The sequence below is a fragment of the Microbacterium sp. NRRL B-14842 genome (genome assembly GCF_050470785.1).
Genome location: NZ_JBFLUM010000001.1, coordinates 2,918,515 through 2,940,560, shown reverse-complemented (window position 1 = coordinate 2,940,560; position 22,046 = coordinate 2,918,515). Strand labels below are relative to the sequence as shown.

The 22,046-nt window shown below is 71.3% G+C and carries 26 protein-coding genes; 12 read left to right on the top strand and 14 right to left on the bottom strand.

Annotated features, from left to right (window positions below):
* Positions 1 to 23 precede the first annotated feature (23 nt).
* From AB1285_RS14395 to dinB, 4 genes are all read left to right on the top strand, one after another.
* Positions 24 to 782 (top strand): SDR family NAD(P)-dependent oxidoreductase, encoded by a 759-nt coding sequence (locus AB1285_RS14395; protein WP_085604421.1) that lies wholly within the window; start codon positions 24 to 26, stop codon positions 780 to 782.
* On the top strand, positions 779 to 1,855 hold the full coding sequence (locus AB1285_RS14390; protein ID WP_363445145.1) for an enolase C-terminal domain-like protein: 1,077 nt from the start codon (positions 779 to 781) through the stop codon (positions 1,853 to 1,855). The genes AB1285_RS14395 and AB1285_RS14390 overlap by 4 nt, the downstream gene beginning before the upstream one ends.
* Position 1,856: 1 nt before the next feature.
* Positions 1,857 to 2,660 (top strand): SDR family NAD(P)-dependent oxidoreductase, encoded by an 804-nt coding sequence (locus tag AB1285_RS14385; RefSeq protein ID WP_366237239.1) that lies wholly within the window; start codon positions 1,857 to 1,859, stop codon positions 2,658 to 2,660.
* A gap of 61 nt (positions 2,661 to 2,721) precedes the next feature.
* A complete protein-coding gene (gene dinB, locus AB1285_RS14380; RefSeq protein WP_370428127.1) occupies positions 2,722 to 3,918 on the top strand; it encodes a DNA polymerase IV in 1,197 nt (398 codons plus the stop codon).
* Between the two features lie 69 nt (positions 3,919 to 3,987).
* Here dinB and AB1285_RS14375 read toward each other — a convergent pair whose 3' ends face one another.
* A complete protein-coding gene (locus AB1285_RS14375) occupies positions 3,988 to 4,338 on the bottom strand; it encodes a nuclear transport factor 2 family protein (RefSeq protein ID WP_370428126.1) in 351 nt (116 codons plus the stop codon).
* Positions 4,331 to 5,080, bottom strand: a complete 750-nt coding sequence (locus AB1285_RS14370; protein ID WP_370428125.1) for an SDR family NAD(P)-dependent oxidoreductase — start codon at positions 5,078 to 5,080, stop codon at positions 4,331 to 4,333. The genes AB1285_RS14375 and AB1285_RS14370 overlap by 8 nt, the downstream gene beginning before the upstream one ends.
* A 77-nt stretch (positions 5,081 to 5,157) precedes the next feature.
* On the opposite strand from AB1285_RS14370, the gene AB1285_RS14365 reads away from it, so the two are divergent.
* Together AB1285_RS14365 and AB1285_RS14360 are read left to right on the top strand one after the other, a co-directional pair.
* Complete coding sequence (locus tag AB1285_RS14365; RefSeq protein ID WP_370428124.1) at positions 5,158 to 6,132, top strand: C-terminal binding protein; 975 nt, start codon at positions 5,158 to 5,160, stop codon at positions 6,130 to 6,132.
* Between the two features lie 10 nt (positions 6,133 to 6,142).
* A complete protein-coding gene (locus tag AB1285_RS14360; RefSeq protein ID WP_370428123.1) occupies positions 6,143 to 7,000 on the top strand; it encodes a fumarylacetoacetate hydrolase family protein in 858 nt (285 codons plus the stop codon).
* Positions 7,001 to 7,158: 158 nt separating this feature from the next.
* Here AB1285_RS14360 and AB1285_RS14355 read toward each other — a convergent pair whose 3' ends face one another.
* Both AB1285_RS14355 and AB1285_RS14350 read right to left on the bottom strand, forming a co-directional pair.
* On the bottom strand, positions 7,159 to 8,007 hold the full coding sequence (locus AB1285_RS14355) for an SMP-30/gluconolactonase/LRE family protein (protein ID WP_370428122.1): 849 nt from the start codon (positions 8,005 to 8,007) through the stop codon (positions 7,159 to 7,161).
* Positions 8,004 to 8,825, bottom strand: coding sequence for a hypothetical protein (locus AB1285_RS14350; RefSeq protein ID WP_370428121.1), 822 nt, complete (start codon positions 8,823 to 8,825; stop codon positions 8,004 to 8,006). The genes AB1285_RS14355 and AB1285_RS14350 overlap by 4 nt, the downstream gene beginning before the upstream one ends.
* 65 nt (positions 8,826 to 8,890) lie before the next feature.
* On the opposite strand from AB1285_RS14350, the gene AB1285_RS14345 reads away from it, so the two are divergent.
* Positions 8,891 to 9,901, top strand: a complete 1,011-nt coding sequence (locus AB1285_RS14345; RefSeq protein WP_370428120.1) for a Gfo/Idh/MocA family oxidoreductase — start codon at positions 8,891 to 8,893, stop codon at positions 9,899 to 9,901.
* Here AB1285_RS14345 and AB1285_RS14340 read toward each other — a convergent pair.
* The 3 genes from AB1285_RS14340 to AB1285_RS14330 form a co-directional block, all read right to left on the bottom strand.
* Positions 9,841 to 10,278, bottom strand: coding sequence for a VOC family protein (locus AB1285_RS14340; protein ID WP_370428119.1), 438 nt, complete (start codon positions 10,276 to 10,278; stop codon positions 9,841 to 9,843). The two genes, AB1285_RS14345 and AB1285_RS14340, sit on opposite strands and share 61 nt — an antisense overlap.
* 21 nt (positions 10,279 to 10,299) lie before the next feature.
* Complete coding sequence (locus tag AB1285_RS14335) at positions 10,300 to 10,644, bottom strand: TraR/DksA family transcriptional regulator (RefSeq protein ID WP_187662958.1); 345 nt, start codon at positions 10,642 to 10,644, stop codon at positions 10,300 to 10,302.
* 228 nt (positions 10,645 to 10,872) lie between these two features.
* On the bottom strand, positions 10,873 to 13,407 hold the full coding sequence (locus AB1285_RS14330; RefSeq protein ID WP_370428118.1) for an MMPL family transporter: 2,535 nt from the start codon (positions 13,405 to 13,407) through the stop codon (positions 10,873 to 10,875).
* A 68-nt stretch (positions 13,408 to 13,475) separates the two neighbouring features.
* Here AB1285_RS14330 and AB1285_RS14325 point away from each other — a divergent pair, with 68 nt between their 5' ends.
* Positions 13,476 to 14,048 (top strand): TetR/AcrR family transcriptional regulator, encoded by a 573-nt coding sequence (locus AB1285_RS14325; RefSeq protein ID WP_025104106.1) that lies wholly within the window; start codon positions 13,476 to 13,478, stop codon positions 14,046 to 14,048.
* Positions 14,049 to 14,125: 77 nt separating this feature from the next.
* Here the strand turns inward: AB1285_RS14325 and AB1285_RS14320 are convergent, their stop codons facing one another.
* The 5 genes from AB1285_RS14320 to AB1285_RS14300 form a co-directional block, all read right to left on the bottom strand.
* Complete coding sequence (locus tag AB1285_RS14320) at positions 14,126 to 14,269, bottom strand: hypothetical protein (RefSeq protein WP_187662960.1); 144 nt, start codon at positions 14,267 to 14,269, stop codon at positions 14,126 to 14,128.
* Positions 14,269 to 16,596, bottom strand: coding sequence for a phosphoribosylformylglycinamidine synthase subunit PurL (gene purL / locus AB1285_RS14315; RefSeq protein ID WP_370428117.1), 2,328 nt, complete (start codon positions 16,594 to 16,596; stop codon positions 14,269 to 14,271). The genes AB1285_RS14320 and purL overlap by 1 nt, the downstream gene beginning before the upstream one ends.
* A gap of 106 nt (positions 16,597 to 16,702) precedes the next feature.
* The gene (locus tag AB1285_RS14310; protein WP_370428116.1) at positions 16,703 to 17,083 is read right to left on the bottom strand and encodes a PIN domain-containing protein; all 381 of its coding nucleotides are present in this window, start codon (positions 17,081 to 17,083) and stop codon (positions 16,703 to 16,705) included.
* Positions 17,080 to 17,343, bottom strand: coding sequence for a type II toxin-antitoxin system Phd/YefM family antitoxin (locus tag AB1285_RS14305; protein WP_370428115.1), 264 nt, complete (start codon positions 17,341 to 17,343; stop codon positions 17,080 to 17,082). Before AB1285_RS14305 ends, AB1285_RS14310 begins: the two co-directional genes overlap by 4 nt.
* Positions 17,344 to 17,481: 138 nt before the next feature.
* Positions 17,482 to 18,432, bottom strand: coding sequence for a helix-turn-helix transcriptional regulator (locus tag AB1285_RS14300; protein ID WP_370428114.1), 951 nt, complete (start codon positions 18,430 to 18,432; stop codon positions 17,482 to 17,484).
* A gap of 99 nt (positions 18,433 to 18,531) precedes the next feature.
* Between AB1285_RS14300 and AB1285_RS14295 the strand changes: the two genes are divergently transcribed.
* The 4 genes from AB1285_RS14295 to AB1285_RS14280 all read left to right on the top strand — a co-directional run bounded on the left by AB1285_RS14295 (position 18,532) and on the right by AB1285_RS14280 (position 20,517).
* Entirely contained in the window at positions 18,532 to 18,972 is a 441-nt protein-coding gene (locus AB1285_RS14295) for a VOC family protein (protein ID WP_292795972.1), read from the top strand.
* 275 nt (positions 18,973 to 19,247) lie between these two features.
* Positions 19,248 to 19,475: a hypothetical protein gene (locus AB1285_RS14290; protein ID WP_187662965.1), complete on the top strand. Its 228-nt coding sequence runs from the start codon at positions 19,248 to 19,250 to the stop codon at positions 19,473 to 19,475.
* Positions 19,476 to 19,482: 7 nt separating this feature from the next.
* Positions 19,483 to 20,205, top strand: a complete 723-nt coding sequence (locus tag AB1285_RS14285) for a 3-keto-5-aminohexanoate cleavage protein (protein ID WP_370428113.1) — start codon at positions 19,483 to 19,485, stop codon at positions 20,203 to 20,205.
* 147 nt (positions 20,206 to 20,352) lie between these two features.
* Positions 20,353 to 20,517 (top strand): hypothetical protein, encoded by a 165-nt coding sequence (locus AB1285_RS14280; RefSeq protein WP_187662967.1) that lies wholly within the window; start codon positions 20,353 to 20,355, stop codon positions 20,515 to 20,517.
* Positions 20,518 to 20,842: 325 nt separating this feature from the next.
* Here the strand turns inward: AB1285_RS14280 and AB1285_RS14275 are convergent, their stop codons facing one another.
* Together AB1285_RS14275 and AB1285_RS14270 are read right to left on the bottom strand one after the other, a co-directional pair.
* Positions 20,843 to 21,220 carry a VOC family protein gene (locus tag AB1285_RS14275; protein WP_259951796.1) on the bottom strand — a complete coding sequence of 126 codons (378 nt, stop codon included), beginning with the start codon at positions 21,218 to 21,220 and terminating at the stop codon, positions 20,843 to 20,845.
* 58 nt (positions 21,221 to 21,278) lie between these two features.
* Positions 21,279 to 21,983: a helix-turn-helix transcriptional regulator gene (locus AB1285_RS14270; protein WP_370428112.1), complete on the bottom strand. Its 705-nt coding sequence runs from the start codon at positions 21,981 to 21,983 to the stop codon at positions 21,279 to 21,281.
* Positions 21,984 to 22,046 lie beyond the last annotated feature (63 nt).

Sequence of the window (22,046 nt, the reverse complement as noted above, 5' to 3'; positions counted from 1 at the left end):
AATCCCCGAGGCAGAGGAGAGACATGACCGCGCGCCCCGTCGCCATCGTCACCGGAGGCTCGGCCGGCATCGGCTGGGAGATCGGACAGCGGCTCTCCGCGGACGGCTACCTCGTCGTCGCGACCGACCGCGTCCCCGGGCTCACCGCGGGTGAGAACCCCGCCGGGATCCTGTGGCGGGAGCTCGACGTCACCGACCACGCCGCCGTCGACCGGGTCTTCGGCGAGATCGAGGCGGAGCTCGGCCCCATCGAGGTGCTCGTGAACAACGCCGGCATCCAGCGGCACCGCGGGATCGAAGACCTCACGTGGGATGAGTGGTCCGCGGTCGTCGACGTGAACCTGCACGGGGTGTTCTCCGCGCTCCAAGCTGCAGGGAAGCGGATGCTCGACCGGGGCGAGGGCCGCATCGTCAACATCTCGTCCATCTCCTCGCGAGGCTCCGCGGGGCGGGCGCCGTATGCCACGACCAAGGCCGCCGTCATCGGCCTCACCTCCACGGCCGGAGCGGAGTGGGCGTCGCGGGGCGTGCGCGTCAACGCCGTGGCGCCCGGCTACGTCGACACCGGGGTGTTCCGGCAGGGCGTCGAGCAGGGGACGCTGAGTCTCGACACGATCCTGTCCCGCATCCCCGCGAAGCGCCTGGCCGACGCGAGTGAGATCGCCGCGGCGGTGAGCTTCCTCGTGTCGGACCAGTCGCGCTACATGAACGGTCAGACGCTGTACGTCGACGGCGGCTTCATGGTGGACTACGGCGTGCCCCTCGCGAAGAAGCCCGAATGACCACCGTCGCCCGGATCGACACGGCCACGGCGGTCCTCCCCCTTCCGGCACCGCTGCAGCTCGGCGCGATGACGGTCACGCGACGGGAGTATTCCGCGGTGCAGGTGACGGCGGACGACGGCACCACCGGGGTCGCCTACTGCCTATCGCGCGAGGCCCCGATGGCGGAGATCGTCGAGCGCCTGGTGGCTCCGCACGCAGTGGGGCTCGACGCCGACGACCCGGCGGCCGCGTGGGACCGGATGCTCCGCGGCAGTGCGATCGTCGGACGGGTGGGGCTCGTGCGGCGGGCGATCGGTCTCGTCGACATCGCCCTGTGGGACATCGCGGCCCGTCGTGCCGGCGTGCCGCTGTGGACCCTGCTCGGCACCGGTGACGCCCCGCGGGAGGGGATGCTCGTCGCCGCGTATCCCTCTCCGCAGCGGACGCCGCGGGAGGTCGCCGATGAGGTGCTCGCGCAGGCGGACGGCTGGGCGCAGGTGAAGATCTCCCGCATTCCCGATCCGGCATACATGCGCGAACTGCTCGCGATCCTCGGCGCCGAGCTGCCGTCCGCGACCGGTCTCGTCGTGGACGTCGGCTTCGGGTGGCCCGATGCGGAGGCTGCAGTGGCGGAGGTCGCGCAGTGGGGCGACCCGCGCCTGGCCTGGCTGGAGGACCCGCTGCTCCCCGAGGACGCGGCCGGCGTGGCCCGGATCCGCCGGGAGACCGGATTGCCGGTGGCGGTGGGCGACGAGGTGACGGACCCCGCCGTGCTCCGGGCTCTCGTGGAGGTCGGCGAGGTCGACGCCCTCCGCCTCGACGTCGTCGCGATCGGCGGCATCACGCCCGCCAGGGAACTCATCTCCTGGGCGGCAGAGCGCGGCGTCCCGGTGTCCGGACACGTATACCCCGAGGTCACGGCGCACCTCGGCATCCAGGTGGAGACCTTCGCCCGCGGGGTGAACCCCTACGACCCCGCGCCCTCGTTCGTGACGGGCGGTCCGGAGTTCGCCGGGACCGTGACGCCGCCTGCAGCTCCCGGGCTCGGCTTCGGCCTCGATCCTGCCGTCTTCCGATTCGAGAGGGACTGACATGACACCTTCCCCGCGTAGCGTCGTGGTGACCGGCAGCGGCAAGGGCATCGGGCGCGCGGTCGCCGAGCGGCTCACCGCCGACGGCTGGATCGTGGTCGGGCTCGAACGCTCGCCCGGCTCCGGCACCGTCGAGGACGGCATCGTCGCCGAGGTGGTGCTCGGCGACGCCTCCGACCGCACGGCTCATCAGCAGGCGGCCGCCGCGGCGCGCGCCAGGGCTCCGCTGGCCGGCTGGGTCAACAACGCCGGCATCACGAAGCGCACGCCGCTGCACGAGCTCGACGAGACGGTCGTGCGCGAGATCGTCGACATCAACGGCTTCGGCTACCTCTGGGGCTGCTCGACGGCCGTGTCCGCGTTCCTCGATCAGGGCGTGGCGGGCGCGATCGTGAACATCGGGTCGATCCACGGTCGATCGAGCTTCGTGGACCACGCGGCCTACGAGTTCACGAAGGGCGGCATCGACGCCCTGAGCCGCAGCGTCGCCGTGACATATGGCGGAGTGGGCATACGGGCGAACACCGTCGCGCCGGGCGGGGTGCGCACTCCCCATCTGGAGGCACAGATCGCCAGGGCCGCCGACCCCGAGGCGGAGGAGCGGCTGCTCGCGGAGGGCCCGCCGATGAGACGCATCGCCCGCGCGGAGGAGGTCGCCGCGGTGACGGCGTTCCTCCTCTCCGACGAGGCCCCCTACCTCTCCGGCCAGTCCATCGCCGTCGACGGAGCCTGGACGGCGTCGTTCGGGGACATCGCGCTCGACCCCGCGCTGCGGGAGCGGTTCGCGGCGCCGCCGGCTTCCTGAGCCCCTGCCACGCCGATGTCCCCGGTCCGTGCGACGATCCGCTCGTCGACGGGAGAACGGGATGCGCGGGGAAGCGACGGTTCTGCATGCCGACCTCGATGCGTTCTACGCCTCGGTCGAGCAGCGTGATGCGCCGGAGCTCCGCGGGCGTCCGGTGATCGTCGGCGGCGGGGTCGTGCTGGCCGCGAGCTATGAGGCGAAGGCACGCGGCGTCCGCACGGCGATGGGCGGACGGCGGGCACGAGAGCTGTGCCCCGACGCCGTCGTCGTGCCGCCGCGGATGGAGGCCTACTCCGCCGCCAGCAAGGACGTCTTCCGCATCTTCCGCGACACCACCCCGCTCGTGGAGGGTCTCTCGATCGACGAGGCGTTCCTCGAGGTCGGCGGTCTGCGTCGCATCGCCGGCACTCCCGAGGCCATCGCCGTCCGGCTGCGGGAGCGGGTGCGCGCCGAGGCGGGCCTGGCCATCTCGGTCGGCGTCGCCCGCACGAAGTTCCTCGCCAAGGTCGCGAGTGCGGTGAGCAAACCCGACGGACTCCTCGTCGTCGAGCCCGACCGGGAGGAGGAGTTCCTGCTGCCGCTTCCCGTCGAGCGGCTGTGGGGCGTCGGCGCCGTGACGGCGGAGAAGCTGCACCGGTACGGCATCCGCACGGTCGGCGAGCTCGCGGAGCTCGAGGCCGCGACGGCGGAGCGGATGCTCGGGAAGGCGACCGGAGCGCACGTCCTTGCTCTCGCCCGCCTGCGGGATCCGCGCCCCGTGGACACGACGCGGCGCCGCGGGTCGATCGGGTCGCAGCGGGCGCTCGGGACCCGTCCCTGGTCGACCGACGAGCTCGACGTCATCCTCACCCAGATCGTCGACCGGCTCGCGCGGCGTCTCCGCGACGGCGGCCGCGTGTGCCGGACGGTCGTGCTGCGGCTGCGCTTCGGCGACTTCACGAAGGCCACCCGCTCGCGGTCGCTTCGGGCGCCGACCGACCGCACCGCCCTGCTGCTCGCCGTCGCCCGCACGCTCCTCGCCGCGGCGCAGCCCGAGATCAGCGGTCGCGGGCTCACTCTGCTCGGCCTCTCGTTCACCCAGCTCGATGCCGCGGACAGCGTCCCGCCCGAGCTGCCGATCGACTGGGGCGACGAGTCCCGTCTGGACACCGTGCTCGACACGCTCCGTGACCGCTACGGCTCCGCCTCGGTCTCCCGCGCCGCCCACCTCGGCCGCGACCCCGGTTGGTCGTCCCCGGTGCTCCCGGAGCACCACTGACCCCTTTCGAATCGCCTGACTGGTCCCGTTTCGGCCGGAGATACAGCCGATCGGGCGATTCGAAGCGGGTCAGGCCTTGAGCATCGACGCCCGCGAGATCACGCCGTCGACCACGTCGAAGGTCGCGATGGTCTCCGTGGCGACGCCGGCGTTGATGACCTGCTCCTGCGCGACGACCCAGCGCGAGCCGAACAGGACGCTCGTGTCGATCACGCAGGAGAGCTCCGGGTTCTGCAGCCGCGGCTCGTAGAAGGAACGGATCGCGGCCGAGCCGACGAGGGGTTCCGGCGCGACCCCGGTGACCACGGCATCGTCGGCATATGTCGCGACGAAGGCGTCGAGGTCGTGCGCGTTGAAGGCGTCCAGCTGCGCCTGCACGGTGTCGAGAGCGGAACGGTCGAGGGTGGTGCGGTCAGTCAATGCGAACTCCTCCGTTGACGTCGTAGGTGGCTCCGGTGATGAAGCGGGCACGCTCCGAGGCGAGCGAGGCGATGATCCAGGCGACGTCCTCCGGCTGACCGAAGGCGCCGAGGGGGATGCCCGACTCGAGCTTCGCGCGGCCTTCACCCTGGAGCTGATCGGTGATCGCGCTGGCGACCGGTCCGGGGGTGACGGCGTTGACGCGGATGCCCTCGGCGGCGAGGTGCCGGGCGAAGCTGCGGGTGATCGCGAGGATCGCCCCCTTGCTGGCCGCGTAGTGGATGCCCGTCTGCAGTGCGCCGACCTGGCCGGCGATCGAGGCGATGTTGATGACCGAGCGGTCGCCGTCGGCAGCCCGGAGCAGGGGGAGCGCCGCGCGGGTGAGCAGGAAGGTGCCGCGGGCGTTCGTCTCCAGGACGAAGTCCCACTCCTCGATGTCGATCTCGGGATACGGGGTGTACGGGCACACGCCGCCGTTGTTGACGAGGACGTGCAGGTCGCCCCAGGCGTCCGTGACCTCGGCGATGAGGGCGGCGATGGAGTCCGGTTCGCGGAGGTCGAGGCGCGACACGTGGACGTCCGGGGAACCGGCGGCACGGCACTCCTCAGCCACGCGGACGGCTTCGGCCTCGCGTCCGGCGTAGGTGATCCAGAGGGCGACGCCCTCGCGGGCGAGTTCGAGGGCGGCGGCGGTTCCGATGCCGGAACTGGCGCCCGTGACGAGTGCGCGGCGAACAGTCATGCCTAAACGCTATAGCAAGAAGCGGTCTCGGGACAGCGGCTGTACGCCAGCTTGCTAGATGCTATAGCATCGCATTCATGACCGCGCCGCTCATCCTCGTCACCGACTGCGACCTCCCGGGAATCGTCATCGAAGACACCCTCCGGGCCGCCGGCCTCCGTGCCGAACGGGCCGCCTCCGGGAGTCCGGACGACATCGCCGCCGCCGGAGCCGACGCCGAAGCGCTGGTCGTGCAGTGGGCGCGCATCGACGGCCCCCTCATGGACCGCCTGCCGAACCTCCGTTTCATCAGCCGGGTCGGCATCGGCTACGACATGATCGACGTCGAGGCCGCCACGGCCCGCGGCATCGCCGTCGCGAACACGCCGAGCTACTGCATCGAAGAGGTCGCCGCGCACACCGTCGCGATGATCATGACCCAGGCCCGCGGCCTCTCCGCCTACGACCGGGCCGTGCGCGACGGCGTCTGGAAGGCCGTCGACGCCCGGCCGCTCGCCGTGAGGCCGTCCTCCACCACCGTGTCGGTGCTCGGGTTCGGGCGCATCGGATCGATCGTCGCCCGCGGGTGCCGGGCGCTCGGCTTCCGCGTGCTCGTCGCCGACCCCTACGCTTCCGACGACGCCGTGAGCGACGCGGGCTGCGAGCCCGTCGACATCCCCTCGGCGATCGCCCGCGCCGACATCCTCACGCTGCACGTGCCGCTGACGGACGAGACCCGCCACCTGATCGACGCCGCGGCCCTGGCGACGATGAAGCGCGACGCCGTGATCGTGAACACCTGCCGCGGCCCGCTCATCGACGAGGACGCCCTGGCCGCGGCGCTCCGCGACGGGCGGCTCGCCGGTGCCGCCCTCGACGTCTTCGCGGAGGAGCCCCTCCCCGCGACCTCCCCGCTGCGGGCGCTCGACACCGTGCTCCTCACGCCGCACGCCGCCTGGTACTCCCCGGAGGCCCTGGCGGATCTTCCCGTGCACGCCGCCGAGAACGTGATCCGCTCGCTCGCCGGCGAGGCCGTACCCATCGTCAACCCGAGCTTCGCCGCCGCGCGCTGAGAGGACCCTCATGGAACTGCTGCGACTCGGCGAGATCGGCCACGAGCGCCCCTACGTCCGCGATGACGAGGGCGTGGTGCGCGATCTCGGATCCCTGACCCGCGACATCGACGGCGCCTTCCTCGCCGCGGACGGCATCGCCCGCGTGCGCGCGGCAATGGCAGACGGCGCACTCCCGGAGGCGGAGACCGCCGGGCTGCGCGTCGGCGCCCCCGTGGCGCGGCCGACCGCCGTGATCTGCATCGGCCAGAACTACGCGGCGCACGCGGCGGAGTCGGGCGCCGAGCCGCCCGCGCACCCGGTGGTGTTCTTCAAGCACCCGAACACTGTCGTGGGCCCGGACGACGTCGTGCTCCTGCCGCCGGGCGCCGAGAAGGTCGACTGGGAGGTCGAGCTCGCGGTCGTCATCGGCCGCACGGCGCGGTATCTGCCCTCCGTCGAGGCCGCGCGCGACGTGATCGCCGGCTACACCATCTCGAACGACGTGTCCGAGCGGGCGTATCAGCTCGAGGTCTCCGGCGGACAGTGGTCGAAGGGGAAGTGCTCCGAGACGTTCAACCCCCTCGGCCCCGCGCTGGTGCCCGCCGACGAGGTCGACCCCCAGGCGCTGCGCCTGCGGTCCTTCGTGAACGGCGAGCCGCGGCAGGACTCCTCCACCGCCGACATGATCTTCCCCGTGCTGCAGCTCGTGCACGAGCTCAGCCACTACCTCGTGCTCGAACCAGGAGACGTCATCAACACCGGCACCCCGCAGGGCGTCGCGCTGTCCGGGCGCTTCCCCTATCTGCAGGACGGCGACGAGATGACCATCGAGATCGAGCGGCTCGGCCGTCAGCACCAGCGCACGGAGCGGGTCCGGCTCGGGTGAGGCCTGTGCCCGGGGCACGGTTCCTTTCGCTGAGTGCAACCGTGTCCCGGGTAGAGGCCTCTCCCGGGCACCCCACGGCCACAGGCATCCGCGCCGGCTCAGGCGGGTGGAGGGGAAAGGTGCCTGATGTCGCGCGAGCGCCTGAACCCGCGCGAGGGTCAGCCGGCGAAGGGGAGGACCGGGAGGCCGTGCACCCCGGGACGCACCGCGAAGACCGACCCCGCGGCAGTGCCGTGATCGGGCGGCAGGCCCTGCGCGGAGGTCGTGATGAAGAGCGTGCCGAGGTCGTCGCCGCCGAACGTGCAGGCACTGACCTGGGGCACCGGCAGCACGATGTCCTCGCGCACGGCCCCGGACGGCTCGAACCCGCGCACACGGCTCCCGCCCCACAGCGCGACCCAGACGCTGCCGTCCGCGGCGACCGTGAGGCCGTCGGGCACGCCGTCGTCTTCGGGGATGTGCGCGAACACCCGGCGTCCGCGGAGGTCGCCCTCGGCCACGTCGAACACGTCGATCCGGCCGGTGTCGGTGTCCACGTAGTAGACGCGGCGGCCGTCGGGGGAGTAGCTGACCCCGTTGGACGAGGTCACGCGGGGGAGCACCGTGGTCACGTCGAGCGCGGCGTCGATGCGCAGCACGGTCCCTGCACCCTCGGTGGAGTCCGTGGACATCGATCCGGCCAGAAGTCGCCCTCGCGGGTCGCAGCAGCCGTCGTTCATGCGCACCGCGCCGTCGTCGAGCAGGGTCGCGACGGGACGGGCCTCCGTGTCGGGGCCGTCGGCGAGGTACAGGGTACGCGCGCCCACCGCCACGAAGCCCCCGGACGTCCGCGGACGGAAGAACGCGAGGTACTCGTCGTCGACGTGCTGGCGGACGATATCGTCGCCGCGGAGGGTGAGCAGGTCGCCCGCGTCTCCGTCGACCCAGCGCAGCCCGCCCCACCCGGGCCACCAGACCGGGGCTTCGGCGTGGACGGCGACCGGGCCGGTCACGTTCTCGGGAGTCATGCGCTCTCCGCCGTCCGCCGCGGGTCGGTCACGGGCAGCGGCTCCGGAACGGGGCCGTCATGATCCGCCGCTGCGGCACGGGCGGACGGAAGCTCCTTCGCCACCTGCTTCTCGAGCACGGTCACGGCCTCGTCGGAGAGCAGGATGAGGCCGTCGAGCTCCTCGCGCACCCGCTTGTACGCGATGTTCCGCTCGGACTGCGTCGCCGACTCGTCCACGGCGACCTTGAGGAGCTGCTGCGCACGGTCGAGGCGCTTGCGCTCGGCCTCGGTGAACGTCGAGTCGCGCAGCCGACGGGCGTCCTTCTCCGCGATCTCGAACGCGACGGCGTAGTCGCCGACGGCCTGCAGGTACTCCGCGATCTGCTGCTCCGAGAGCGTCGCGTCGGCGGAGGCCGGACGCAGCGCGTCCGCGGTCTTCTTCGCGCGGAGGAAGGCGGCCGTCAGCGGCTGGCGGCCGTCGCTCATCGCGGGGAAGGCGATCAGCTTGGCGACGTCGAGCTCGTAGTCGAGCCAGCGCGCGGTGATCTCGTCATGCTCGGCGAAGAGGCGGGCGAGCAGGTCGTCGGGCGCCACCGGCGCGGTCGTGTCGACCACGGTAGGACCCTGGCGCTTCGCCTGCCGTCCGGCCGCGCGCGCCTCGATCTCGGCCGTCTTCAGCTGCGCCTTCATACGCAGCGTCTCCAGCCGGCGCTCGTGCCGACGCTTGGAGCTGCGCTCCCAGGCCTTGGCGGCGCCGCCGGCCATGCCCATGATCGGGAAGATGAGCCACCAGTAGTCACCCGCGAAGTTCCAGAAGCCCCGGATGAACTCGTCCATGATGGGTTCAGCCTACTGCGCGACGGCGGGTCGCCGGGGGCCCGCACGAGAGGGAGGGCGGCCGCATGAAGAGCGTCGGCATCGTCGGGATCGAGAACAGCCACGCCACGGAGATCGTCCGCTTCCTCAACGTCGAGGCCCCGGACGTGCCCGTGCGGATCACGGCCCTCGTGGCAGGGGAGCCGGAGCGCACGCGGGAACTGGCCGCGCTCGGCGGCATCGAACGCGTCGTCGACGAGGCGGGCGCGCTCCTCGGCACGGTGGATGCGCTCATCGTGACCGCCCGCGACGGTGCCGATCATCGCGCCATCGCCGTCCCCTTCCTGGAAGCCGGGGTGCCGGTCTGGGTCGACAAGCCCCTCGCAGCAGCGGTCGCCGATGCCGACGCGATCCTCGCCGCCGCGCAGGGTGGGCAGGCGCCCGTCACCTCATCGTCCACGCTCCGCTGGCTCGCCGACACCGCGGAGCTCGTGGCGGAGGCCGGCCGCATCGGGGAGGTCCAGGCGGTCACCGTCACGGGACCTGCCGATCCGGACAGCCCGTACAGCGGCATCTTCTTCTACGGCATCCACATCGCCGATCTCGCCCAGGTTCTGCGGCGCGGCATCGCGGAGGACGTCGAGGTGCAGTTCCTGCCCGCGGGTGTCGTCGCCCGCTACCGGGTCGACGGGGTGCCCGTCACGCTGGAGTTCGTGCGGCCGGACGGCGATCGCCAGGTGCCGTTCCGGGCGACCGTCGTCGGCCGACGGGGCATCGCCAGCCGGGAGATCCCGATCGGTCCCGGGTACGTGCAGCCCGGCGTCCGTGCCTTCGCCCGGATGCTCGAGACCGGTGAGCCGCCGGTTCCCGCGTCCGAGATGCGCGCTCCGATCGCCGTGCTCGACCAGATCGCCGAGGTCCTCGCCTCCCGCTGCCCCGGGCACAGCTTCGGAGATCCGGGCCGACACGCCGTCGACAGGTTCCGTTCGGCGGCGTGTCGCCTGCGGTCTCCGAAGCTGTGCCCGGCCGAGCGGGTTCAGGCCTTCGTGAGGTCCTGCGCGAGCATGAGGATGATGCCGCTGGGGCCGCGGAGGTAGGTCAGTCGGTAGATGTCCCGGTAGTTCGCGACGCCGCGCAGGGGATGGAACCCGTGCCGCGCGGCGATGGCGAGGGAGGCGTCGATGTCGTCGACGGAGAAGGCGATCCGGTGCATGCCGATCTCGTTCGGCCTCGTCGGCTCCGTCTCGATCGCGTCCGGATGGATGTACTCGAAGAGCTCGATCTGCCCGCGCCCGTCCGGGGTCTGCAGCGCGGCGATCCGCGCGTGGTTCCCGTCGAGTCCGACCGCGGTGGACGCCCACTCGCCGCTGACCTCGTCCCGTCCGACCACGGACAGCCCCAGGTCGGTGAAGAAGGCGATGGTGGCGTCGAGGTCGCGCACGGCGATCCCGATGTTCTCGAGGGCGATGGCCATGCCCGCGATGCTACTCCGGCGTCAGCGACCGAGCTTCTCGGCGCAGGCCACGCAGTATTCCGCGAACGGCCGTACCTCCAGGCGCTCCGGCGGGATAGGCCTGCCGCAGTGCGCGCAGATGCCGTAGGTCCCGGCGTCCATCCGCATCAGCGCCTCGTCCACCTGGCGGAGCTCCGCCTGCGCCGCCTCGGCGAGCCCCGACAGTCGCGACCACTCCGACGAGAGCGTCACCCCCTCCGGGTCGTGCTCGTCGTCGTCGTTCGAGCCCTCGCGATCGTGCATGAGCTCCGCGAGGGTGGCCGCCGTCGCCGTGACGCGAGCCGCGGCCTCGGCGCGACGCTCTTCCAACAGCGCTCGCAGATCCATCCGCCCACTCTAGGCCCGGCGACACTCACGTCGTCGCGGGTCCAGGCGTCCGCGCCGATTCAGGCGACACAGGCAGCAAGTGCCTGAACTCCCGCGCCTGCCTGTCCTCTCGGGACAGCCTGCGCCCGCGAACGCTCGCGCAGGGTCAGGCATCCGCGCGGCATCAGGCGACACCAGCAGCAGGTGCCTGAACCCGCGCGAACGCCTGAACCCGCGCGTGACCGCGATTCAGCCGCGGGTGCGCGGAGCCTCCACGGTGGGCACGGAGTCGGTGTGCACGCTGGGGTGATCCCGCTCCAGCGCCGCGCCCTCCATGTCGACGTTCGGGATGATGCGGTCGAGCCACTTCGGCAGCCACCAGGCCGAGCGTCCGAGCAGGTGCATGAGCGCGGGCATCAGCAGCATCCGCACGACAAACGCGTCGAGCAGCACGCCGAACGCGAGGCCGAACCCGATGGACCGGATGATGGTCGACTCCGAGAACACGAACCCGCCGAACACCGACACCATGATGAGCGCGGCCGCGATGACCACCGAGCGCCCGGCCCGGAAGCCCTGCGCCACGGCATCGCGCGCGGAGGCACCGTGCACATAGGCCTCGCGCATCCCCGACGCGAGGAAGAGCTGGTAGTCCATGGCCAGTCCGAACAGGATGCCGACGAGGATCACCGGCAGGAAGCTCAGGATCGGACCGGTGCTGTGCAACCCGATGAGGTCGGCGCCCCACCCCCACTGGAACACCGCGACGATGAGCCCGTACGTCGCGAACAGCGACAGCACGAACCCTCCCGTGGCGATGAGCGGCACGAGCAGTGAGCGGAACACGACGATCATGATGAGCAGCGACAGTCCCACGACGACCACGAGGTACAGCGGCAGCACGCTCGCCAGGGCCTCGGAGATGTCGATGTTCGTGGCAGCCTGCCCGGCGACGCCGAGGGTGATGCCGCCGTCGATCTCGGGGAGACCTCGCAGATCCTGCACCAGTTTCTCGGTGGAGGCGCTGTTCGGGCCCTCGGCAGGAAGCACCTGGAAGGCGAGGAGCGTGTTGTCGTCCGACGTCGCGATGGGAGCGACCGCGACCACGTCGTCCTGCTCCGCGATCTTCTCGGCCACGGTCACCTGGGTGGCCAGCAGGTCGTCGTCGCTCACGGCGTCGTCGAGGGTCGCGGTCACCAGGAGCGGCCCGTTCGCACCCTCGCCGAACTGCTCGTCGACGGTCTGGAACGCGCGGTAGCTGGTGGAGTCGGCGGGTTCGCTCGACCCGTCCGGGAGGCCGAGGCGCATCGACATCGCGGGGATCGCGATCACGAGCAGCGCGATGACGCTGACGAGGGCGGTGACGACCGCGCGCAGCGTCGACATCCGGCGCACGGGCTTTCCGGCCGCGTGCTCCTGGCCGATGGTCGCCCGCGCCTTGCGGCCGAGCAGGCGGGTGCCGACGAGGCCGAGGATCGCCGGGGCGAGGGTCACGGCCACGAGCACGGCGACGGCGACGCAGACCGCGCCCACCGTGCCCATGAGGCCGAGGAACGGCACGCCCGTCACGTTGAGGGCGAGGAGTGCGACGATGACCGTGGTCCCCGCGAACACCACCGCGGTCCCGGAGGTGCCGGTGGACAGGCCGATGGACTCGCGCACGGGCGACCCGGCCAGCAGCTGCTTGCGGTGCCGGTTCACGATGAAGAGGGAGTAGTCGATGCCGACCGCGAGCCCCAGCATCACGCCGAGGACGGGAGTGACCGAGGCCATGTCGACGACGCCGGAGAACGCGAGGGACGCCGTGACGCCCACGCCGACACCGACCACGGCCGTGACGATCGGAAGGGCCGCACCGATCAGCGAGCCGAGCATGACGATGAGCACGACCGCGGCGAACGCGAGACCGATGGCTTCGCCGACGCCGAAGATCTCCGGCACACCCTGGGCGATGTCGGTGCCGAAGTCGACCGTGACGCCGTCGATCTCCTCGTCCTGGAAGTGGGCGATGGTGCTCTGCTTGGTCTCTTCGGCGAGTTCCAGGCGCGGGTCGACGAAGGAGACGTTGACGATCGCCGTGGAGCCGTCCTCCGAGACGACGCCGATGCCCTCCGAGAGGTTGAGAAGGGTCGTTCCGAGCTCCAGCTGCTCCGCACTGTCGGCGAGCTCGTCGCGGTTCGCGTCGATGGTGGCCTGCTGGGCCTCGAGCTGCGCGAGCTGGGCGTTCAGCTCCGCGAGCTGCGCGTCGAGCGCGGCAGTCTGCTCGGGCGGTGCACCGGCGGCGTTGGCCTGAGCCCGCGCTCCTTCGAGCTGGGTGATCCCGGTCTCGAGCTGGGCGCGGCCGTCGTCGAGCTGGGCCTGGCCGGCGTCGAGCTGCGCGCGGCCGTCGTCGAGCTGGGCCTGTCCGTCTGTCAACTCCTTCGCCTGCTCGTCCTGCTGCCGCTGGGCGTCGAACGGGTCGACGACGGAGGCGACGCCGTCGAGGTCCTCCGCGCTCGCTGCGAGGTCGGAGATCGCCTGCTTCTGCTCGTCGGTGAACGGCTCGCCGTCGTCCGTCCGGTAGACGACCGTCCCGGTGCCGCCGGCGGTGTCCGGCAGCTTGTCGGCGAGCTGATCGGTGACCTCGCCGGACGCGGTGCCCGGGATGTCGAAGCTGTTGCTCAGCGTGCCGCCGAACGTGAGGAAGGCGCCGACGCCGAGCCCGAGGATGAGCACCCAGGAGACGATCACCGTCCATGCTTTGCGCGCAGCGAAAGAACCCAGACGGAACAGCAGTGAAGCCACGTGATCTCCTTCAGACGAAAAGAGCATACGGCACGTCTCGTCTAGGGATCTGTGGCTATCCTGAACGCATGGTGAACGAGCATCGCAGCGGCCCCGTGCGCAGCACCGCGGCCCGCGAGGCGATCCTCGACGCGACGGCCCGGCTCTTTCACAATCAGGGGTACGACCGGCTCACGATCGAGGGCATCGCCAAGGAGGCCAAGGTCGGCAAGCAGACCATCTACCGCTGGTGGCCGTCGCGGGGTGCGCTCATCGGGGAGTGCCTGGCCGAGGGGCGACTCATCCCCGTGGACTTCGTCGTGCCCGACACCGGAGACCTCTCCGCCGACGTGGAGACCTGGCTGCGGAGCGTGCTCTCCATCCTCGAGAAACCCCAGGGCGGGGTGCTGCTGCGATCACTCGTGGCCGCGGCGACCGAGGACGCCTCGGTCGGCGCGCACCTCGGGGAGAGCCTCGGGGTGGAGAAGTACCTGTCGGAGCGCCTCCGCGGGGGCATCCGGGACGGTCAGCTGCCGGAGGACGCCCCGGTCGAGCAGCTCGGCCGCGCGATCCTCGGGGCCATCATCGTGGAGTCCCTCGGCCGCGAGGCCCACGATCCGGGTTCCGTCGTCGCCCTGACCCGCTACCTCTTCGCCCGCTGAGGTCGCGGATCCGCACGAGGTCGCATGGGTTCCTGGAATCCCTGCGACCGGGTGCGAATCTGCGACGTAACGCCAGGTCAGCCGAGGAGGATGGTGAGCACGGTCGCGCCGCCGCCACCGAGGATCAGTGCCACGATGACGGTCCACGCGATGATGCGGATGCGCCGGTTGCGCTTCTCGCCGAGGTCGCCGTAGTCCTCGCTGAGGCCGTCGCCGCTCATCAGGCCACCGGCTCCGTGACGGTCGGACCGAAGTACGACGGCAGCGTGGCCTGCGAGCGCTGGCGGAGCTCGGCGGCCGAGACGGTGAAGACGTCCTGCACCTCGAGCTGTGGCTCGCTGTCCGTGACGCCGATGCGGGCGACCGGGTAGCCGCGGCCCTCGCAGAGACCGCGGAACTTCACGTCGTCCTCGCGGGGGACGGTCACGAGCACGCGGCCGGTCGACTCGGAGAACAGGGCGGACGCGGCGTCCACGCCGTCGCGCTCGATGATCTCGTTCAGCCAGACGCGGGCACCGACGCCGAAGCGCATGACACCCTCGGCCAGGGCCTGCGCGAGACCACCCTCCGAGAGGTCGTGCGCCGAGGAGATGAGCCACTCGTCACGGGCCGCGGCGAGCAGGCCGGCCAGGCGCTTCTCGCCCGCGAGGTCGACCTTCGGCGGGCGGCCGCCGAGGTGCTGGTGCACGACGTCGGCCCACGCGGAGCCGGACAGCTCGGTCGAAGTCGTGCCGAGCAGGTAGATGTTCTGCCCCTCGTCCTGCCAGCCGGACGGGATGCGGCGGGAGACGTCGTCGATGATGCCCAGCACGCCGACGAGCGGGGTCGGGTGGATCGGCACGTCACCGGTCTGGTTGTAGAACGAGACGTTACCGCCCGTGACCGGGGTGCCCAGCTCGTAGCAGCCGTCCGCGAGGCCGTCGACGGTCTGCCCGAACTGCCACATGACCTCGGGGTTCTCGGGGGAGCCGAAGTTCAGGCAGTCGGTGATCGCGGTCGGCACGGCGCCGGTGACGGCGACGTTCCGGTAGGCCTCGGCGAGCGCGAGCTGCGCGCCCGCATAGGGGTCGAGCTGGCAGTAGCGGCCATTGGCGTCCGTCGAGACCGCGAAGCCCAGGCCGGATTCCTCGTCCACGCGGATCATGCCGGCGTCGTCGGGGAAGCTCAGGGCCGTGTTGCCGAGCACGTAGTAGTCGTACTGGTTCGTGATCCAGCTCGTGTCCGCGAGGTTCGGGGAGGCGACGAGGGCGAGGAACTGTTCGCGGAGCGTCTCCGGGTCGTTTGCCCGCGGCAGGTTCTCGGCGGCGTCCGCCTGCAGGGCGTCGATCCACGTCGGGTAGGCGACGGGACGGTCGTAGACGGGGCCGTCGACCGCGACGGTCGAGGGGTCGACGTCGACGATGCGCTCGCCCTGCCAGTCGATGATGAGGCGTCCGTCTCCGGTGACCTCGCCGAGCACGGAGGTCTCGACCTCCCACTTGTTCACGACGGCCAGGAAGGCGTCGAGCTTCTCGGGGGCGACGATCGCCATCATGCGCTCCTGCGACTCCGACATGAGGATCTCCTCGGCCGTGAGCGTGGGGTCGCGCAGCAGCACGTTGTCGAGGGAGACCTTCATACCGCTGTTGCCGTTGGCCGCGAGCTCGCTCGTCGCGCACGAGATGCCGGCGGCGCCGAGGTCCTGGATCGCCTCGACGAGCTCGCCGCGGTACAGCTCCAGGCAGCACTCGATGAGCACCTTCTCGGCGAACGGGTCTCCCACCTGCACCGCGGGGCGCTTCGTGGGGCCGCCGTCGGCGAACGTGTCGGAGGCCAGGATGCTCGCGCCGCCGATGCCGTCGCCGCCGGTGCGGGCACCGAACAGGACGACCTTGTTGCCGACGCCGGTGGCGTTCGCGAGCTTGAGGTCTTCGTGGCGCAGCACGCCCACCGCGAGCGCGTTCACGAGCGGGTTGGCCTGGTAGACGCTGTCGAAGACGGTCTCGCCGCCGATGTTCGGAAGGCCCAGGCAGTTGCCGTAGAAGCTGATGCCGCTGGTCACGCCGTGCACGACGCGGGCGGTGTCCGGGTGGTCGATCGCGCCGAAGCGCAGGGCGTCCATGACCGCGACGGGGCGGGCGCCCATCGAGATGATGTCGCGGACGATGCCGCCGACACCGGTCGCCGCGCCCTGGAAGGGCTCGATGAACGACGGGTGGTTGTGCGACTCGGCCTTGAAGGTGACGGCCCAGCCCTCGCCGACGTCGACGACGCCCGCGTTCTGGCCCATGCCGACCATCAGGCGTTCCTTCATCTCGTCGGAGACCTTCTGGCCGAAGCGGCGCAGGTAGTTCTTGCTCGACTTGTAGGAGCAGTGCTCCGACCACATCACCGAGTACATCGCCAGCTCGCCCGAGGTGGGGCGGCGGCCGAGGATCTCCTTGATGCGCGCGTACTCGTCGTCCTTGAGCCCGAGGGCGCCGTACGGCTGCTCCTTCTCGGGCGTCGCGATCGCGTTCTCGACGGAGTCGGGGACGTGCTGGGGGGAAGGTGCAGGGGCGGTGGTCACGCGCACTCCAAAGGAAGGGGCCGGCGGGGCGTGTTCAGTCTACCGGCGCGGTCGGGGCCGTTCTCTCGTGCGCGCAGTCGCACGGCGTCGGGGTGGGAAGGCGGCGTCATGGCAGCTCGGCGAGGCTCAGGCCCTGTGCGCGTGCTGCGGCCGCCAGCTCACGGTCGAAGGTGAGGAGCGCAGTGACCACGTCGCCGAGTTCGAGCGCGGCGGCGAGGTGGAGAGCATCCAGAGCGCGGAGCCCTGAGCCTGCCTGGATGGCCGCGGTCAGCGTTTCGTCGTCGACGGAGACGAGCGCGACGCGGTCGAGGAGATCGACGACGGCTGCGCGGTCGAGGGAACGGCGGTCTGCGATCGCGTGCAGTTCCACGGCGAGGAGGCGCGAAGAGACGAACTCGCTGCCGTTCGCGAAGGCGCGGACGACCGCTTCCGACCCCTCTTCCTCGATGAGTGCCTTCGCGGCCGCTGAGGTGTCGAGGTAGATCACGACCGGTCGGCCCGAAGCTCGCCGAGGATCTCCGTCACGGACAGCGAGTCCGGCACGGGGGCGTGGCGGAGCGGACCGTTCGCGCGGGGCAGCGTCACCCGCCCGTTGACGATCATGCGCGTCCAGGCCGTCTCGGCGGGCGGCGACAACTCGGCGATCGGGCGCCCGCGGTCTGTCACCGTCAGGTGCTCTCCGGCGGTGACGCGCGCCAGCACCCGCGCGGTCTGCTGATTCAGTTCGGTCTTCGACACGGTGCCCATCTCCTCAGGGTAGATCCAAAGTAGTAGAACTACTAGTTCTTGGATTCGTGGGTCCAGTGAACCATCGCTCGGCGACATTGCGAGGCCGGGTGGACGGAGCTCCCCGAACGTTCTGGATAACTCCCCCACAGGGCAGCGTCAGGAGGAGGAGTGCGCTGCCGCGAACCGCTGCGCCAGCATCCCCGCCGCCTCGCGCAGCGCCTCGGGCCCGACCACCGTGAACGGTGCGTCGAACCGGGCCACCGCGGCGAGCACACCCGTCCACGACCAGGAGCCGACCATAAGGCGGCACGAGCCGTCCGACAGGGGCACCACCTCGCCGTCGCCGACCCACGGCATCACCTCCCGCGCGGGCAGGTCGAGGTCCACCTCGCCCGTGCACGGCCAGCGATCCTCGGTCGTCGAGCCCTTGGCGCGCGCGGCGAGGAGTGTCTGCGCGTTCGCGGCGGGGAGAGGCCGCGGCGTGAAGGAGGGCCCGGTCGGCGTGCGGGGCCGCAGTCGATCGAGGCGGTACGTGCGCCAGTCGGCCGCGTCGAGGTCCCAGGCCAGCAGGTACCAGCGGCCTTCCCGCGCCACGACGGCATGGGGCTCCGTGCGCCGGGGCGGGCGGTCCCGTGCGGAGCCGTAGTCGAATCGGAGCACCTGTCGGTCGCGCACGGCCGCGCTCGCCGCCTCCAGCACGGCCGGGTCCACGCGGATCTCGGCCGGTGCGCCGGTGAAGCGGATGCCGTCGATCCGGTGGCGCAGGCGTGAGGGCATCACCTGGCGCACGGTCGCGAGTGCACGCTGTGCGGCCTCGGTGACTTCGACCCCGGTCGCGCTCGCACTCTGCAGGGCCACGGCGATCGCCACGGCCTGATCGTCGTCGAACAGCAGCGGCGGCATATCCGATCCCGCTTCGAGGCGGTAGCCGCCGTACGGGCCCTTGCTGGATCCGATGCGGTAGCCGAGCGCGCGCAGTCGATCGACGTCGCGGCGCACCGTCCTGGGTGTGACGCCGAGACGGTCGGCGAGTTCCCCGCCCGGCCAGTCCCGTGTCGCCTGCAGCAGGGACAGCAATGCGAGCATGCGCGAGGAGCTTCCGGTCATGGCTCCATTCTGTGTGGGGAAGCGGACAGAAACAGACCTCTACTGCTGTGAGGGTGGGGTCACACGGCCCGATCGGCGGGCCGGGACACGGAGGACACCATGACTCTCACGACCACCACCCACCTCAACTTCCGCGGCACGGCTCGGGAGGCGCTCGACTTCTACGGGTCGGTCTTCGGCGGCGAGGTGACCGCGGCGACCTACGGGCAGTTCGGGATGCCGGAGGGGGTTCCCGGGTTCGACAAGGTCGTGTTCGGGCAGCTCGACGGACCCGTGCGGCTGATGGCGTACGACATCCCGGGTGCGGACGACACCGCTGCGCCCTCGGGAGCCACCCGCCGCGAGAACGGGATGACGATCACCGACCGCTCCTTCTTCCAGTCGCTGCGGGCGGAGTCCCTCGCGGAGCTTCAGCCCGTGTGGGATGCCCTCGCCGACGGCGCGACGGTGGTCGAGCCCCTCGCCGCCTCCGCGTGGTCGGCCGGCTTCGGCATGCTCACGGACCGCTTCGGCGTGACCTGGGTCCTCGACGTCGCCTGATCCCGTCGGACACTCGACCCGGCCCTGTGCCGTCGACCCGGCCCCTTCCGGTCGTCCGCAAGGGGCCGGGATGCACAGAACGGGGTGGCTCGACGAGCGGCGTGCCTCCTGTGCCCGAACCGGCCCCTTGCGGTCGACCCGGCCCCTTGCGACCGTCCGCAGGGGGCCGGGATGCGCGGAAGGGGGTGGGTCGGCGCGGGCGCGCGACACGACATGTCAAGGGCCTCTTCGCTGTCGGTCGCCTCACGTAGAAAGGAGGAGACGAAAGGCAGGGCATGGCCGCAGGAGACATCGAGACGTTCTCGCGCAACGGCATCTGGTTCAACCGGATCCAGGGCGAGTCGCACACGCTGGGCAGCAGCTTCGAGTCGATGGAGGAGGCGGTGAAGGTCGGCCGCGGGGCGGCGACCGCGCGCCAGGTGCAGCACTTCGTCCGCACGGAGGAGGGGCCGTCGGAGGACGTGGCGCCGAACGAAGCGCACCCGCGCGACCTCATGTGGTGAGGCGCGGATGATCCTGCAGGCCTGTGTGAACGGCGCCAGAGACGTCGCGGAGCACCCGTGGCTGAGCGCCGACGAGACGGTGGTCGCTCAAGACGCCGCGGCGGCCGTCGATGCCGGGGCTGCGGAGATCCACGTGCACCCGAAGGACGCCGCCGGCCGCGACTCCCTCGCGCCCGAGGATGTGCAGCGGTGGCTCGGGGCCGTCCGCGCCGCGGCGCCGGGAGTGCCCGTGGGCGTGACGACCGGGGCCTGGGCCGAGCCCGACGTGTCGCGAAGGCTCGAGGCCATCGGAGGCTGGACGGAGCTCCCCGACTATGCCTCCGTGAACTGGCACGAAGACGGGGCCGACGATGTGGCCGTGGCGCTGGGTCGACGGGGCATCGGCGTGGAGGCGGGTATCTGGGACGCGGCGGGACTCGAGGCGTGGCGGGTCTCCCCGGTCCGCGGCGACTGCCTGCGCGTGCTCGTGGAGCTTCCGGCGGAGGCGGCCGACGTCGTCCGTTCGCACGCTGAAGGTCTGATCGCGCACGTGGCTCGCGAGGAGCCCGACCTGCCGATCCTGCTGCACGGGGAGGAGCTGTCGACCTGGCCCGCCGTCGACCTGGCCGCGGAGTTCGGCCTCGACACGCGGATCGGCCTGGAGGACACACTCCTCCTCCCAGACGGCTCCGAGGCTCCGAGCAATGCCGCCCTCGTCCGCGCCGCCCGCGCCCGCCTCCCGCGCCCCTAGCCACGCCGCGTCCCTCCTTTCGCGTGAGAGTGCAGGAACGTCCCTTCGGCCACCGGATTCGGGGCGTTCTTGCACTTCTGACCGCAACGAGGTGACGATCCTCTCTACCTACCGTCGCTGGAGCACGACCGCCCCTACGCTGGAGCGATGTTCGCCGGTACCTCCGTCCTCTTCCTCCTCGTCTACCTGGTCGTCCCGCTTCTCGCGCTGCTGCTCCTGTGGCTGATCATCTACTCGGCGGTCCGGGCGGCCCTGACTGCGCATCGCCGCGCGCTTGCCGCCGAGCGCACCACCGCGCCGGATACTCTCTGACCCTTCGCCTCCAGCGACCTCGACGGCCTCATGCGTCGTCGCTGAAGCCCCGGTGCAGGCGCAGAACCGTTCCTCCCGTCGCCGGCTCGGGCACGTTTCCGCCCTTATCTGCACGGGTTCCCGTCCGGGACCCCGGTGCGAGCGCAGAAACATCCCTCATCCTGATCTCGCCTCGACCGGAACGGTTTCGCACTCCCCACCGGGTGCATCCCATTTCAGTGCCGATACGGGATCAGAAACGGCCCTGACGCCGCCCGCCCCGGGACGTTTTCGCACTCTGCACCCGCGGGAGACCGCACGAACGGGCCGCACGAACACCCCGGACTCACGCGGTGCTCCACCCACGCCAGTCGGGACGGTCGACGACGCAGAAGCGGTTCCCCTCGGGGTCTTCCATGATGATGTAGTCCGCGTCGTCGGGGCGGCCATCCCAGTGCACCTCCCGCGCTCCGAGTCCGGCGAGGCGCTCCACCTCCGCGGACTGGTCCTCCGCATAGATGTCGAGGTGGATGCGCGGCGGAAGCACACGCTCCGAGTGGTGTGCGTCGAGGGCGATGCAGGGTGCGTCGGCGTCGCGGGGTCTGAGCACGACCCAGTCGTCCTCCGCGGGGTCTCGTTCGACGTAGTCGAGGGCGGCCTTCCAGAACGCGGTCTGGGCCGGGAGGTCGTCCACGCGGATCACGATCGACACGATCTTCAACATGCGGCGAGGGTACGGCGAGCGAAGGCATCCGCGGAGGGGCTTGCGCCGCCGCGTGCGATCAGCTTCCGGAACGGCCGAAGTCGCTCGTGAGCCACTCCTCGACCGATGCGAACGGGAACTCCCGGGGCGCGAACACCCCCGGCAGCGCCCGCACCTCCCGCATCCGGTCGAGCCGGAACAGCCGCCAGTCGTCGCGGTCGATGTCGAAGCCGACCACGTACCACCGCCCTCCGCGGAAGATATGGCGATGCGGCGCGATCACCCGCTCCGAAGCGCGATCGTGCTGGTCGGTATAGGTGAAGGCGACCCGAGCGCTCTGAGCGACCGCGTCGGCCAGCGTCCCGACCGCACCCCACTCTGCGGGTGCCGGCTCCGCGCGCAGGATCTGCGTGGACAGCGCCGTCGCCGCAGCCCGTCGCCGGAGGCCAGGCGGGAGGACCTGTTCGATCTTCCCGCGGGCGACGGCGGCGGCCGGGTCCTCCGGGCTCCACGCTTCGAGGACGAGCAACCCGGTGATGATCGTGGTGACGTCGTCGGCGTCCAGGAGCAGCGGCGGAATGCGCGTCCCCGGTCGCAGGCGGTAGGCCGCGCCGGGACCGGGGCGGGAGCGCACGTCGTAGCCGAGGTCGCGCAGGCGCTGCGCATCACGGCGGACCGTCCGCGGGCTCACCGCGAGGCGGGCGGCGAGGTCGGGCACGCTCCACTCGCCGCCGGTCTGCAGCAGAGACAGCAGATGGAGGGTGCGGTGCGAGGGGGCGTCCACGGCTCCATCATCGCGCGAGATGCGGCCGGAATCAGGCCGTATCCGTCCGTAGCGTGGAGCGAC